Source organism: Arthrobacter monumenti, from assembly GCF_054511255.1.
The window spans coordinates 232914-246231 of the sequence record NZ_JBTNCY010000003.1; the positions used below are offsets into that span (position 1 = coordinate 232914).

General features: G+C 63.2%; 13 protein-coding genes. All 13 read left to right on the forward strand.

All coding sequences use genetic code 11. The features are described from left to right. Position 1: 1 nt before the first annotated feature. The 13 genes from folP (at position 2) to ACX80B_RS05910 (ending at position 13313) form a co-directional block, all read left to right on the forward strand. Positions 2 to 931, forward strand: a complete 930-nt coding sequence (folP, locus tag ACX80B_RS05850) for a dihydropteroate synthase (RefSeq protein WP_459294023.1) — start codon at positions 2 to 4, stop codon at positions 929 to 931. Continuing rightward, positions 932 to 1306: a dihydroneopterin aldolase gene (gene folB, locus ACX80B_RS05855; RefSeq protein WP_459294025.1), complete on the forward strand. Its 375-nt coding sequence runs from the start codon at positions 932 to 934 to the stop codon at positions 1304 to 1306. It begins immediately after the preceding gene. Next, positions 1303 to 1794: a 2-amino-4-hydroxy-6-hydroxymethyldihydropteridine diphosphokinase gene (gene folK / locus ACX80B_RS05860; protein WP_459294027.1), complete on the forward strand. Its 492-nt coding sequence runs from the start codon at positions 1303 to 1305 to the stop codon at positions 1792 to 1794. Before folB ends, folK begins: the two co-directional genes overlap by 4 nt. Beyond that, on the forward strand, positions 1791 to 2291 hold the full coding sequence (locus ACX80B_RS05865) for a DUF3180 domain-containing protein (protein ID WP_459294029.1): 501 nt from the start codon (positions 1791 to 1793) through the stop codon (positions 2289 to 2291). Before folK ends, ACX80B_RS05865 begins: the two co-directional genes overlap by 4 nt. After that, positions 2284 to 2805 carry a PH domain-containing protein gene (locus ACX80B_RS05870; RefSeq protein ID WP_459294031.1) on the forward strand — a complete coding sequence of 174 codons (522 nt, stop codon included), beginning with the start codon at positions 2284 to 2286 and terminating at the stop codon, positions 2803 to 2805. Before ACX80B_RS05865 ends, ACX80B_RS05870 begins: the two co-directional genes overlap by 8 nt. Further along, positions 2802 to 4289 carry a PH domain-containing protein gene (locus ACX80B_RS05875; protein ID WP_459294033.1) on the forward strand — a complete coding sequence of 496 codons (1488 nt, stop codon included), beginning with the start codon at positions 2802 to 2804 and terminating at the stop codon, positions 4287 to 4289. Before ACX80B_RS05870 ends, ACX80B_RS05875 begins: the two co-directional genes overlap by 4 nt. Continuing rightward, positions 4276 to 5181, forward strand: coding sequence for a Rossmann-like and DUF2520 domain-containing protein (locus ACX80B_RS05880; RefSeq protein WP_459294035.1), 906 nt, complete (start codon positions 4276 to 4278; stop codon positions 5179 to 5181). The genes ACX80B_RS05875 and ACX80B_RS05880 overlap by 14 nt, the downstream gene beginning before the upstream one ends. Continuing rightward, positions 5178 to 6122, forward strand: a complete 945-nt coding sequence (gene panC, locus ACX80B_RS05885; protein WP_459294037.1) for a pantoate--beta-alanine ligase — start codon at positions 5178 to 5180, stop codon at positions 6120 to 6122. The genes ACX80B_RS05880 and panC overlap by 4 nt, the downstream gene beginning before the upstream one ends. Before the next feature lie 38 nt (positions 6123 to 6160). After that, positions 6161 to 7654: a lysine--tRNA ligase gene (gene lysS / locus ACX80B_RS05890; RefSeq protein WP_459294312.1), complete on the forward strand. Its 1494-nt coding sequence runs from the start codon at positions 6161 to 6163 to the stop codon at positions 7652 to 7654. Positions 7655 to 7734: 80 nt separating this feature from the next. After that, positions 7735 to 7878 (forward strand): hypothetical protein, encoded by a 144-nt coding sequence (locus ACX80B_RS05895; protein WP_459294039.1) that lies wholly within the window; start codon positions 7735 to 7737, stop codon positions 7876 to 7878. A gap of 93 nt (positions 7879 to 7971) precedes the next feature. Next, positions 7972 to 8304 (forward strand): histone-like nucleoid-structuring protein Lsr2, encoded by a 333-nt coding sequence (locus ACX80B_RS05900; RefSeq protein ID WP_026536410.1) that lies wholly within the window; start codon positions 7972 to 7974, stop codon positions 8302 to 8304. A 247-nt stretch (positions 8305 to 8551) separates the two neighbouring features. Beyond that, positions 8552 to 11035: an ATP-dependent Clp protease ATP-binding subunit gene (locus ACX80B_RS05905; protein ID WP_459294042.1), complete on the forward strand. Its 2484-nt coding sequence runs from the start codon at positions 8552 to 8554 to the stop codon at positions 11033 to 11035. A gap of 160 nt (positions 11036 to 11195) precedes the next feature. Then, positions 11196 to 13313, forward strand: a complete 2118-nt coding sequence (locus tag ACX80B_RS05910) for a prolyl oligopeptidase family serine peptidase (RefSeq protein ID WP_459294044.1) — start codon at positions 11196 to 11198, stop codon at positions 13311 to 13313. The last annotated feature ends 5 nt before the right edge of the window (positions 13314 to 13318 follow it).

Sequence of the window (13318 nt, forward strand, 5' to 3'; positions counted from 1 at the left end):
CATGGATTCACTCGCTGCAGCACCCGGTACCGGGCCAGCCACTTCGCCCCTGCCGGTCGTACGCCCTCCGAGGCCGGCCGCCAAGTACGAGGACCTGCCGACCGACCGCGCGGTAGTGATGGGCATCCTGAATGTCACCCCGGATTCCTTCAGCGACGGCGGCCAGTTCCAGGACCTGGATTCCGCCATCGGGCACGGCCTGCGGATGTTCTACGCCGGCGCGGACATTATCGACGTCGGCGGCGAATCCACCCGTCCCGGCGCCGACAGCGTGAGCGAGGAGGAGGAACAGAAACGCATCCTTCCCGTCGTTGCCACGCTGGTTAAGGCCGGAGCCCTGGTCAGCGTCGACACCATGAACGCCTCCACCGCTGCCAAGGCGATCGACGCCGGCGCGGCCATGGTCAACGACATTTCGGGTCTGAACTTCGATCCGAAAATGCCGGCCCTCATTGCCGAACGCGGTGTTCCCTATGTCCTGACGCACCGCAGAGGCGATGCCGGGACCATGGACCAGCACACAGACTACGACGCCCTCGCCACGGAAGTGATCGAGGAAATCACCTCGGTGCGGAGCAAATTCTACGACGCCGGTGTCCCGCCGGAGCAGATCATCGTCGACCCGGGTCTCGGCTTTTCCAAGAACGGTGAACAGAACTGGGAACTGCTCCGCAATCTGGACCGGTTCAACGAACTCGGCCACCGGGTGCTGGTCGGCGCGTCCCGGAAACGCTTTATCGGCTCCTTGCTGATCAGCGCCGGCAAGGCAGCACCAGTTGAGGAACGGGACCACGCGACGGCGGCCGTTTCCGCGCTTGCAGTGCACCACGGTGCCTGGGCCGTCCGCGTCCACGACGTCGCAGCAAACCTGGACGCTGTGAAGGTCGCGGCCGCGTGGGCCGGGCCCAAAAACGGCGCCAAGGACGACTGAATGCGCGTACCGCGGCCTGACATTATCCGCTTGAGCGGCATTGCCGCGATTGGATACCACGGGGTTTTCGAGCATGAGAAGCGTGCAGGGCAGCCGTTTATCGTCGACCTCGTGGTGTATACCGATGTTTCACAGGCCGCGGCCAGCGACGACATTGAACGCACCACAAACTACGGTGAGCTCGCCGAACATGTGAAGGCCATCGTCACCGACGAGCGCTTTAATCTGATTGAAACACTCGCGGAGCGGACGGCGGCGCACATTCTCGATACCTTTGAGGTAGGAGCCGTGGAGGTAACCGTGCATAAACCCAAAGCACCCATCGAAGTGACCTTTGCCGACGTATCCGTAACCGTGTACCGGGAACGGCCATGAACACCCGCGTCATTCTGGCCCTGGGCAGCAACTTGGGCGAACGCATTGACATCCTGGCGAACGCCGTCGCCGATTTGATGGATCATCCACACATGCGGCTGCGCGAGGTCTCGCCGGTGGTGCAAACCAAGGCCGTGGGCGGACCGGAGCAGCCGGATTATCTGAATATGGTGATCGAGGTCGAGACAGATTTGGAGCCGTATGCGCTGCTGGAGCATTGCCAGGCCGTCGAGGCGAAGCATCACCGGACCCGCACCGTTCGCTGGGGTCCAAGAACCCTGGACGTCGACATCATCACCTACGGCGATCTGGAAATGGACGCTCCGGAGCTGACTCTTCCGCATCCGCGGGCGCACGAGCGCGCGTTTGTGCTGCAGCCCTGGGCATGGATGGACGGCAGCGCCGTCCTGGCCGGCCGCCCGGTGGCCGAACTCGCGGCGGAGGCCGACGACCTGGCGGGCCTGGAACCGTTTGAAGGGGCTGTGTGAACACCATCCGCACCCGTTGGCTGATCGTGATCGCCGCCGCGGCGGCGCTGACCGCCTACCTCATCACTTTCCTGGGGACCTCGTTCGGATGGCCGACGCCGGTGCTCCCGTTGAGCTCCTTGTTCACCATGGCGATTATCGCCGGCTTCACCCTCGTCCTTGGAATCCGGGTACTGCGCTGGCGGCAGGGCAAACGGAAACGACAGCTTAACCTGATCCTCGCGGCGCGCACGCTCGTGCTGGCACACGCCTGCGCCTATGCCGGCTCGCTGTTGCTGGGCTGGCACGTCGGAGTTCTGGTGGATCAGCTGCCGCTGTGGCAGTTCCGCTCGGACCACACCACCGGGCTGACGGCCTTTGCCATGACAGCCGGTGGATTGATCATGATAATTATTGGACTGGTGGTGGAGCGGTTCTGCCGCATTCCGCCCGAGGACACGGAAGAGTCCGGCGGCGGCGGCCAGCAGCAGACCAAGGGTGAGGGAGAATATGCGTAGCCAGGCGCGCGAGCCGATCGATCCGGACAATGTCGAATGGACACGGGTCTCGGACAAACTCATCATGCTGCGCATTATCGGCTGGCTGATCGGGTTCCTGATTGCCTTGGCGATCTTCTCCATTCCGCTGGTGCTCAAATTGCTGGGTATCTGGTTCCAACTGCCGGCGTTCATCGCGTGGGGACTTCCCGCCGTCGTACTGATTATTGGTATTTGGCGGCTGCTGCTGATTCCGCGCCAGGTCCGTGCCATCGGTTACGCGGAGCGGCACGAGGACCTGCTGATCCGGCAGGGTCTTTTCTTCCAACGCGTGATGGTGGTTCCGTACGGGCGGATGCAGTACGTGGACATTTCCGTCGGTCCGATTGAGCGCGCCGTTGGGCTGGCTTCGCTCAAGCTGCACACCGCCTCGCCGACGACGAACGCCACCCTTGTCGGACTGCCCGCGGCCGAAGCCGCCCGGCTGCGCGAACAGCTGTCCTCCCTCGGCGAAGCGAAGCTGGCAGGGCTATGACCGAATTGCCGGTCAAGGAATATACGGATCCCGACGCCGGAGACAGCTGGCACCGCGTCCATCCGGTTTCCCCCATGGTCAAGGGCTGGATCGGAATCATCGCCGTTATCGTCATCTTCGGCCGGGGAATTTTCGAAGACCTCCTCGTGGAAGGGCGTACACCGCAGTTCGGCTCCGAAGGCCAATTCCTGCCGCTCTGGGTCCTCGTGGTTCTGGTAATTGTTGTCGCGCTGCTGTTCGCGTTGTCCTTCTTCCTGTCCTGGTACTTCACCCGTTACCAGGTCACCAACGACCATGTGCGGATCAACAGCGGTGTGATCTTCCGCCAGCACCGGCAGGCGCGGCTGGACCGGGTGCAGGCGATTGACGTCGTCCAGCCTCTGCTCGCGCGGCTGTTCTCGCTGGCAGAGCTCAAGTTCGAGGTGGCGGACTCGGGAAGTTCGGCCGTGCGGCTGAGCTATCTCAAACTTTCCGACGCTCAGCTGTTGCGGGCCACCATTCTGGCCAGGGCGGCCGGAGTCAAGCAGGACCCGGAGCATCCCGATGAGGTGGAGGAAGCGCCGGAGCAGCCCGTGCTCGAACTGCCGCCGCGGCGAATTATCGGCGCCACTTTGCTGTCCGGAACCACCATCTTCGTGCTCGTGGCCGTCGTCGCGCTGGCCGTCCTGTCGCTTGTGCTGGACGAGCCGTTGGCGTTGGGGGCGGTGCTGGCCGGAGCGGTGCCGTTCCTGTTCGCGATGGCCGCCGCCTACTGGACCACCTTCAGCAACAGCTTCAATTTCCGCGCCGCCATTTCCCCCGACGGGATCCGGCTGCGCTACGGGCTGCTGGAAACCCGCGCGCAGACCGTGCCGCCGGGCCGGGTCCAGGCTGTCGGGATTGTGCAGTCGCCGCTGTGGCGCTTTGCCGGGTGGTACAAGATGCAGGTCAACGTAGCCGGTTACGGGGTGGACACCCAGGCCAGCGGTGCCCGAACCACCCTGTTGCCCGCCGGAACGTCTAATGAAGTGATGCAGATGCTGGCGCTCGTGCTGCCCGACCCCGGCGTCGACGAACCGTTCGAGGTCTTCGGGGCGGCCATCGCCGGCCAGGATCAGAATTGCGGGTTCATCACCACGCCCCGGCGTGGACGCATTTTGTCCCTGTTGTCCTGGCGGCGGAATGGTTTCCTCGCCACCCGCACGGCGTTGATCTGCCGGTCCGGTTGGATGTGGAAACAGGCGCAGGTCGTCCCGCATGAGCGGACCCAGTCCCTGGCGTTGCACCAAGGTCCGTTGACCCGCCGGCTTGGGCTGGCCGACGTCGTGCTGCATTCCACTCCGGGTCCGGTCAGCGCGAAAATCTGGCATGCCGATCTGGATACTGCGCGCCGGCTTTTCGACGAACAGGCCGAACGCGCCGCCAGCGCCAGGCGGATCAGCCCGCCGGAACACTGGCTGGAGCAGGTTGATCGTGGAGAGGAGCCCGACCATGGCAAGCCGTAAACCTGGGCGCCTCGGCGTGGGAGTCATCGGCGCCGGAAGAGTTGGCGCAGTCCTGGGTGCCGCCCTGCGCGCTGCCGAACATGCCGTCGTCGGAGTTTCCGCCGTCTCCGAGGCAAGCCGGGACCGCGCTGAATCACTGCTGCCCGGAGTGCCCATTCTCGAAATCCCCGACATCATCGAACGTGCCGAACTGGTCCTGCTCGCCGTTCCGGACGATGCCCTGCCGGAGCTGGTTGAGGGCCTCGCGGCCACCGGCGCCTGGCAGCAGGGCCAGCTCGTTGCGCACACCAGCGGACGGTTCGGCACCGGCGTGCTCGCGCCGGCACGGGCGAAGGGCGCATTGCCGCTGGCCTTGCACCCGGCGATGACATTCACCGGCATGAGCCTGGATCTTAACCGCCTTCCGGACTGCAGCTTCGGCGTCACAGCGGACAGGGCGATCCTTCCGGTTGCCCAGGCACTGGTGGTGGAAATGGGCGCCGAACCCGTGGTCATCGAGGAGGCCGACCGGCCGCTGTACCACGCGGCGCTGGCACACTCCTCGAATTACCTGGTCACGCTCGCCGCACAGTCCTCCGAGCTGCTCAGCGGAATTGGAGTCGAAGAACCTTCACGGATGCTCGGACCCTTGCTGCGGGCCAGCCTCGAGAATGCGCTGGTTTCCGGTGAAAGTGCGCTCACCGGTCCGGTTGCGCGCGGTGACAGCGGAACGGTCGAATCCCATTCGCGCGCACTGCGGAAAAGGGAATCCGGGCCAGGAACCAGTGACATCCGCGCAGCCTACCGGGAGCTTGCCAAGGCGACAGCCGCCCGGGCCGTGAACCGGGGGCTGCTGACCGAGGCCCAAGCCAAAGACATTAACCGCGCGCTCGATCTGCCGGGAGAACAATGACTGAACCAAAACCGCTCGTCGTTACGACCCGGGCGGAGTTGAACGCTGCCAGCGGACGGCTGCTGCAGGAGACCATGGGCACCAGCCTCGGGCTGGTCCCCACCATGGGCGCCCTGCACGAAGGACATGAGGCTCTGGCACGGGCGGCACGCAAGGAGAACGACGTCGTCGTCGCCACGATTTTTGTGAATCCGCTGCAGTTCGGCGAGGGCGCGGACCTGGAGCGCTACCCGCGGACTTTCGACGACGACGTTGCGCTGCTGGAGCGGTGCGGCGTCGATGTCGTCTTCGCCCCGCCGGTCGAGGAGGTCTATCCGCAGGGCATGCCGATGGTCCGGATCAGCGCGGGCGACCTCGGGGAGAAGTTCGAAGGGGCGTTCCGGCCGGGACATTTCGACGGTGCCCTGACCGTCGTCGCCAAGCTGCTGCATTACGGCATGCCGGCACGGACTGCCGCAGGGCCCACCGCCTACCGCGCGTATTTTGGCCAAAAGGATGCCCAGCAGCTGACCCTGGTACGGAGGATGGCCGCGGACCTGAATTTCGACGTCGACATCGTTGCCGTGCCAACGGTCCGGGCGGCGGACGGGCTGGCTCTGTCCAGCCGGAACCGGTTCCTCAACCAGGACGAGCGCACCGCGGCCCTGACCCTGTTTGGTGCTTTACGGACGTTGGCGGAGCGGGCCGATGCGCACGAACCGCTCGAACTGGACGAGGTGGTCGATCTTGTCGCGGCGCATCCGATGGTCGAGCTGGACTACCTCGACGTGGTGGATCCGGCCACCCTTGAACCGCTCGGCGAGAATTGCCGGCACACGCCTTTCACCGGTACTGCGCTGGCGTTGATCGCCGCCCGGGTCGGGCCCGTGCGCCTGATCGACAATATGGTGCTGGGCACACCGGCGCCGGCGGCTTGGGTGCCGCAGGCCCTCAACGGCTAACCTTGAATACCGTGAGCAACGACAAAAGCGCCCCTCCCATGGAGAAGAGTACCCAACCGATGGCCAGTGACGTATCCGAGCAGATGCAAATCCGCCTCGACAAGCGTGCCCGCCTTCTGGAACGGGGCGCGGAACCGTACCCCGTGGTGCTCGAACGGACGCACACGCTGGGGGAGGTCCGGGAGAAATACGGACACCTCGAGGCAGGGGACAGCACCGGGACCGTGGCTGCCGTGGCCGGCCGGGTGGTGTTTGTCCGCAACACCGGAAAGCTCTGCTTCGCGACCCTGCAGGAAGGCGACGGCACGAGGCTGCAGGCCATGATCAGCCTGGCGAATGTCGGCGAGCAGTCGCTGGCGGACTGGAAGGAACTGGTCGACTTGGGCGACCACGTCCTCGTCCGCGGCGAAGTGATCAGCTCCAAGCGCGGCGAGCTGTCGATCATGGCCGATTCGTGGCAGATGGCGTCGAAGTCCCTGCGTCCGATGCCGACCCTGCATAAGGAGCTCAGCGAGGAAACCCGGGTACGCCAGCGGTACGTCGATCTGATGGTCCGCGAGGAGGCGCGCGAGATGGTGCGCACCCGCGCTGCGATCACCCGCGCTGTCAGGGATACCCTGCACAACCACGGCTATGTCGAGGTGGAAACACCGATGCTGCAGTTGATCCACGGCGGGGCAACCGCGCGTCCTTTCGAAACACACCTCAATGCCTTCGACCAGAAAATGACCATGCGGATCGCGCTTGAGCTGTATCTGAAGCGTGCTGTGGTTGGTGGAATTGACCGGGTGTATGAAATTGGCCGGATTTTCCGGAATGAAGGCGTTGATTCCACGCATAGTCCGGAATTCACCATGCTGGAGTGTTACGAGGCGTATGGCGATCAGTTTGTGATGGCCGAAAGAATGCAGGAAATCATCGTCAATTGTGCCGACCTGATGGGATCACGGGTTATTGAAACCACCGCGGGTGAAATAAACCTTGACGGTGAATGGCAGTGGCTTTCTGTCTACCCGGGTCTTTCCGAAGCCGTGGGAGAGGAAATCACGCCGGAAACCAGTGCCGATGTGCTTCGGAAGATTGCCGAAAAGCTGGAGATTAGTGTTGACGATGCCTGGGACGCGGAAAAGCTCGTCCTGGAACTCTTTGGCGAAATTGTTGAGCCGAATCTAATTCAACCAACATTCGTGTATGACTACCCGCCATCGGCACAACCGCTCGCCCGCCAGCACCGGAAAGACCCGCGTTTGATTGAGGCCTGGGATCTGATCATTGGCGGCATGGAACGTGGAACGGCATTCTCCGAATTGATCGACCCGGTCATCCAGCGGGAGAGGCTGACCGAACAGTCGCGGCGTGCAGCGGCTGGCGATGAGGAAGCCATGCAGCTGGACGAAGATTTCCTGCGGGCGCTGGAATACGGGGCTCCGCCGATGGGCGGCATCGGACTTGGAATTGACCGCTTGGTGATGTTGTTTACGAATGCAGGCATCAGGGAAACCATTCTATTTCCGTTGATGAAACCGGAGTAAACCTGAACCCGGGCAGAGGCACCGGCCGGTGAAAATCCACACCGTAACGGTCAACCTGCCCTAAGGAGTAAACTGGAACCGTGGAATACCTAGCAGTTCTGATCCCCTCCGCCGGCGTCGGCACCTTGTTTTACTTTGTGATGCGGGCACTTTTTAACGTCGACCGTTCTGAACGTGAGGCACTGGCCCGGGCCGAAGAGGAAGCCAGCCGGAAAAAGCAATAAGGAAATCCTTTGACTCAGTATTAGTGCATGCGCGATACTCGAAATACATTGTTTCATTTGTCCGTATTTCGTATTTGATATTGAGGAGCCACGGTGGCACAGAAGGTGAAGATCATCCTTGTCGATGACATGGATGGTGGAAGCGCCGAAGAGACGGTTCGCTTTGGTCTCGACGGCGCGAATTACGAAATTGATTTGTCGGCGGAGAATGCGGACAAACTACGGGAAGCAATCCGGCCATTCGTCGCAAAAGCCCGCCGTTCCAGTGGCCGGGTCCAGCGGGGCAGGGGTTCGACGCCGGCCAGGAACCAGGAAGCAGCCGAAATTCGTAAATGGGCCCGCGAGCAGGGTTATAAAGTCAGCGACCGTGGACGTGTCCAGTCGGAAATCCAGGACGCTTACCGCAAAGCCATGGGCCAGGACTGAAAGTCCATCCCTGAATCTCTATCTCAAAAACCCCGGCCGGAATATCCGCCGGGGTTTTTGAATTGAATCCTGAACGGCAGAATTGTGGGGATAAACCGCAGACCGGGCGTTTCGACTGCTGTACTGCCCGTCGTCGTACCCGCAGTTTCGCTCTGGGCATGACCCTCACGCCCACGGCGAACACATGCCCATAGATGCTGATTAGTGCGTAGCATCGAAAGTACGCAGTAGCTAGGAGTGTGCCGCAATGTTTGAACGATTTACCGACCGAGCCCGACGTGTTGTCGTGCTGGCCCAAGAAGAGGCCCGCATGCTCAACCACAACTACATCGGCACCGAGCACATACTGCTCGGTCTCATCCACGAGGGCGAAGGTGTCGCAGCCAAGGCGCTGGAGTCCCTGAGCATTTCACTCGGGGCCGTCCGCGAGCAGGTGCAGGAGATTATCGGCCAGGGCCAGCAGGCTCCGTCCGGGCACATCCCCTTTACTCCGCGCGCCAAAAAGGTGCTGGAGCTTTCCCTGCGTGAAGCCCTGCAGCTCGGCCATAACTACATTGGCACCGAGCACATCCTGCTGGGACTTATCCGTGAGGGCGAAGGCGTTGCCGCACAGGTGCTGGTGAAGCTCGGCGCCGACCTGAGCCGCGTCCGCCAGCAGGTTATCCAGCTGCTGTCGGGCTATCAGGGCAAGGAGCCGGTCTCCGCGGGCAATCCGCAGGAAGGCACTCCCGCCGGCTCCGTGGTCCTGGACCAGTTCGGCCGCAATCTGACGCAGGCCGCCCGCGAAACGAAGCTCGATCCGGTGATCGGCCGTGAGCATGAGCAGGAACGCGTGATGCAGGTGCTCTCACGCCGGACCAAGAACAACCCCGTGCTGATCGGTGAGCCCGGCGTTGGTAAGACCGCCGTCGTCGAAGGGCTGGCCCAGGCTATCGTCCGCGGCGACGTTCCGGAGACGCTGAAAGACAAGCAGCTTTACACCCTGGACCTCGGTTCGCTGGTTGCCGGTTCACGCTACCGCGGTGACTTTGAAGAGCGGCTCAAGAAGGTCCTGAAAGAGATCCGCACCCGCGGGGACATCATCCTGTTCATCGACGAGATCCACACCCTCGTCGGGGCAGGCGCAGCCGAAGGCGCCATCGATGCGGCCTCCATCCTGAAGCCGATGCTGGCCCGCGGCGAACTGCAGACCATTGGTGCCACCACGCTGGACGAGTACCGCAAGCACATTGAGAAGGATGCCGCGCTGGAGCGCCGGTTCCAGCCGATCCAGGTCAATGAGCCGTCCGTGGCCCATTCGATCGAGATCCTCAAGGGCCTCCGCGACCGCTACGAGGCGCACCACCGGGTGTCCATCACGGATGCCGCTTTGGCCGCAGCCGCCAATCTGTCCGAGCGCTACGTCTCCGACCGGTTCCTGCCGGACAAGGCGATCGACCTGATCGACGAGGCCGGCGCCCGGCTGCGCATCCGCAGGATGACGGCACCGCCGGAGCTTAAGGAAATCGACGAGAAGATCGCGAATGTCAAGAAGGAAAAGGAGTCGGCCATCGACTCCCAGGACTTCGAAGGTGCTGCCTCGCTCCGTGACAAGGAGCAGAAGCTCCAGACCGAGCGGGCCGAGAAGGAACACGACTGGAAGTCCGGCGGCATGGACGACATTTCGGAAGTGGACGAGGAACTGATTGCAGAGGTCCTCGCGAACTCCACCGGCATCCCTGTCTTCAAGCTGACCGAGGAAGAGTCCTCGCGCCTGATGCACATGGAGGACGAGCTGCACAAGCGTGTGGTCGGCCAGGACGAGGCCATCAAGTCCCTGTCCCAGGCGATCCGCCGCACCCGTGCAGGACTGAAGGACCCGAAGCGCCCCGGCGGTTCATTCATCTTCGCCGGCCCGACGGGCGTCGGCAAGACCGAGCTGGCCAAGGCCCTTGCCGAATTCCTCTTCGGCGAAGAAGACGCCTTGATCCAGCTGGATATGTCCGAGTTCTCCGAGAAGCACACGGTGTCGCGGCTCTTCGGTTCACCCCCCGGCTATGTTGGCTACGAAGAAGGCGGACAGCTGACCGAGAAGGTCCGCCGCCGTCCGTTCTCCGTCGTGCTCTTCGACGAGGTGGAGAAGGCCCACGCGGACATCTTCAACTCGCTGCTGCAGATTCTCGAAGACGGCCGCCTGACCGACAGTCAGGGCCGCGTGGTCGACTTCAAGAACACGGTGATCATCATGACCACCAACCTGGGCACCAGGGACATCTCGAAGGGCATCCCCACCGGTTTCGCCTCCGAGACGAACACCCAGACCTCGTACAACCGGATGCGGGCGAAGGTCACGGATGAGCTCAAGCAGCACTTCCGCCCGGAGTTCCTCAACCGTGTTGACGACGTCGTGGTCTTCCCGCAGCTGTCGCAGGACCAGATCATCGAGATCGTGGACATGTTCGTCGCACGGCTGGAGTCGCGCCTCAAGGACAAGGACATGGGCATCGAGCTCACGCCTGCGGCCAAGGTGCTGCTCGCAACCCGCGGCTACGATCCGGCCATGGGCGCCCGCCCGCTGCGCCGCACCATCCAACGCGAGGTCGAGGACCAGCTCTCCGAGAAGATTCTCTTCGGCGAACTCAAGGCCGGCGATGTGGTCGTGGTGGACGTGGAAGGCGAAGGTGACGACGCGAAGTTCACTTTCGAAGGCAACGCCAGCCCTGCGGTTCCGGACACCATTCCGGCTTCGTAGGCCAGAGAACCACCTCCGAAGCCGGCCCGGACAGGACGGACACGGCCGCGGAATTTGGAAAGACCCCGCACTTCGGTGCGGGGTCTTTCGCCGTTAACGGCAATTCCTCCCTCAGAGAAGCAACTGTGAACTGTCCCACAGACAGTGATAAGACTGAACAATGACCTCAGACGTATCGCTGGCGCCGGAGCGATCCTCCACCGCCGGAACCTCAGAATCTGCCGAAACCCCGTTCCATAACCTGGATCATTACATCGCCATGCCGCGTATTTCCGGACTGGCGTTGAGTCCGGACGGACAGCGCCTTGTCACCACGGTGACCACCATTTCAGCCAAATCCACGGAGTATGCAACCGCGCTGTGGGAACTGGATCCGGCCGGTGAAAAACCCGCCACGCGGCTGACCCGCAGCGCCAAGGGCGAATCTGGTGCTGCCTTCTCCGGTACTGGAAATTTGCTGTTCACCTCGGCGCGGCCCGATCCCGAGAAGGATGAAACCGAGCCGGTAAGCGCGCTGTGGGAACTTCCTGCCGGCGGCGGTGAAGCCCGCGTGGCCATCTCACGTGCCGGGGGAGTGGGCGGCATTCTCGCAGCCAAGGACACGTCCAGTGTTTTCGTCACCGCCCCGGTTCTGCCCGGCTCAACGGATGAGGAGTCGGACGCCAAACTCCGGTCCGGCCGCAAGGACAATAAGGTCGCCGCCATCCTGCATTCGGGCTACCCGGTGCGGTTCTGGGATTCGGATATCGGACCCGGCGAGACGCACATTTTCGCCCTCGAATCCGATCGCAATGCCGGCGACAGCCGCCCCAGCACCACCGAGGCGGAGACATCCCACCGGCTCAGGAACATCACGGGCGGTGCGGGCCAATCCCTGCGCGAGACGACCGCGGTCGTCATCCCGGATGGCTCCACCATCATCGCCAGCATGAACAAGCCACTCGCCAAGGGCGATATGCGCAGCATCCTCGTCCGGATCGACACGGCCACCGGTGAACGAACCGTGCTTCTCGACGAAGAGGGCATGAATTTCGAACCGGGCCCCGTCAGCCCGGACAGCAGCACCGTCGTCGTTGTCAGCCAAACGGAATCCACGGCCGAGTCAGCTCCGCAAGTCAAGCTCAATCTGCTCCCATTGTCCGGCGGTGAACTCCTTCCCGTTGCCAGTTCATGGGACCGCTGGGCCTCGCCTGCTGCCTGGCTCCCTGACGGGTCGGCGATCCTGGTCACAGCGGACGACGGCGGCCGCGCCCCGGTGTTCTCGGTCAGCATCAGGGGTGGCGAGGTCACCCAAATAACGCACGACGACGCCGCGTATACCGACGTCTCCGTTTCCCCTGATGGCGCCACTGCCTACGCGTTGCGCAGCTCTTATCTGTACCCGGCGGAGGCAGTGCGGATCGACATCGCCAGCGGGGAAGTTTCCCGGCTGCCGGCGCCGGTGGAACGCCCTGAAATCCCAGGCAGGCTTGAGGAAGTCGAAACCCGAGCCGCGGATGGTTCGAGGATCCGTGCCTGGCTCGCGCTGCCCGAAGGCGCGGCTGCGGACAATCCGGCGCCGCTGCTGCTCTGGATCCACGGCGGGCCGCTTGGTTCCTGGAACGCCTGGACGTGGCGCTGGAGTCCCTGGCTGATGACCGTCAAGGGCTATGCCGTTCTGCTGCCGGATCCGGCTCTGTCGACCGGCTATGGGCAGGAGTTCATCCAGCGCGGCTGGGGTGAATGGGGCGAGAATCCGTTCACGGACCTGATGTCCATCACGGATGAAACGGAACAGCGTCCCGACATCGATGAAACCCGCACGGCGGCCATGGGCGGCTCGTTCGGCGGCTACATGGCCAACTGGGTCGCCGGCCACACTGACCGGTTCAAGGCGATCGTCACCCACGCCAGCCTGTGGGCACTTGACCAGTTCGGTCCAACGACCGACGCGTCCTTCTTCTGGGAGAAGGAAATGACACCGGAGCGGGGGAGGCTGAACTCTCCGCATCTGCATGTGGAGAACATCCGTACGCCCATGCTGGTGATCCACGGGGACAAGGACTACCGGGTGCCGATCGGCGAGGGCCTGCGGCTCTGGTACGAACTGCTGTCCAAGTCGGCGCTGGCCGCTGACGAGAATGGCGAGACCCCGCACCGGTTCCTGTATTACCCGGATGAGAACCACTGGATCCTCACTCCCCAGCACGCGAAGATCTGGTACTCGGTGGTGCACAGCTTCCTGGCCGAGCACCTGCTCGGCGAAAAGACAGAGCTGCCCAAGGAGCTCGGTTTATAGGACCG

Coding starts and splice junctions, on each gene's coding strand:
- folK (WP_459294027.1), top strand. CDS start 1,303: ATGAACACCCGCGTCATTCTGGCCCTGGGCAGCAACTTGGGCGAACGC.
- ACX80B_RS05905 (WP_459294042.1), top strand. CDS start 8,552: ATGTTTGAACGATTTACCGACCGAGCCCGACGTGTTGTCGTGCTGGCC.
- folP (WP_459294023.1), top strand. CDS start 2: ATGGATTCACTCGCTGCAGCACCCGGTACCGGGCCAGCCACTTCGCCC.
- ACX80B_RS05880 (WP_459294035.1), top strand. CDS start 4,276: ATGGCAAGCCGTAAACCTGGGCGCCTCGGCGTGGGAGTCATCGGCGCC.
- panC (WP_459294037.1), top strand. CDS start 5,178: ATGACTGAACCAAAACCGCTCGTCGTTACGACCCGGGCGGAGTTGAAC.
- ACX80B_RS05875 (WP_459294033.1), top strand. CDS start 2,802: ATGACCGAATTGCCGGTCAAGGAATATACGGATCCCGACGCCGGAGAC.
- folB (WP_459294025.1), top strand. CDS start 932: ATGCGCGTACCGCGGCCTGACATTATCCGCTTGAGCGGCATTGCCGCG.
- ACX80B_RS05870 (WP_459294031.1), top strand. CDS start 2,284: ATGCGTAGCCAGGCGCGCGAGCCGATCGATCCGGACAATGTCGAATGG.
- lysS (WP_459294312.1), top strand. CDS start 6,161: ATGGAGAAGAGTACCCAACCGATGGCCAGTGACGTATCCGAGCAGATG.
- ACX80B_RS05910 (WP_459294044.1), top strand. CDS start 11,196: ATGACCTCAGACGTATCGCTGGCGCCGGAGCGATCCTCCACCGCCGGA.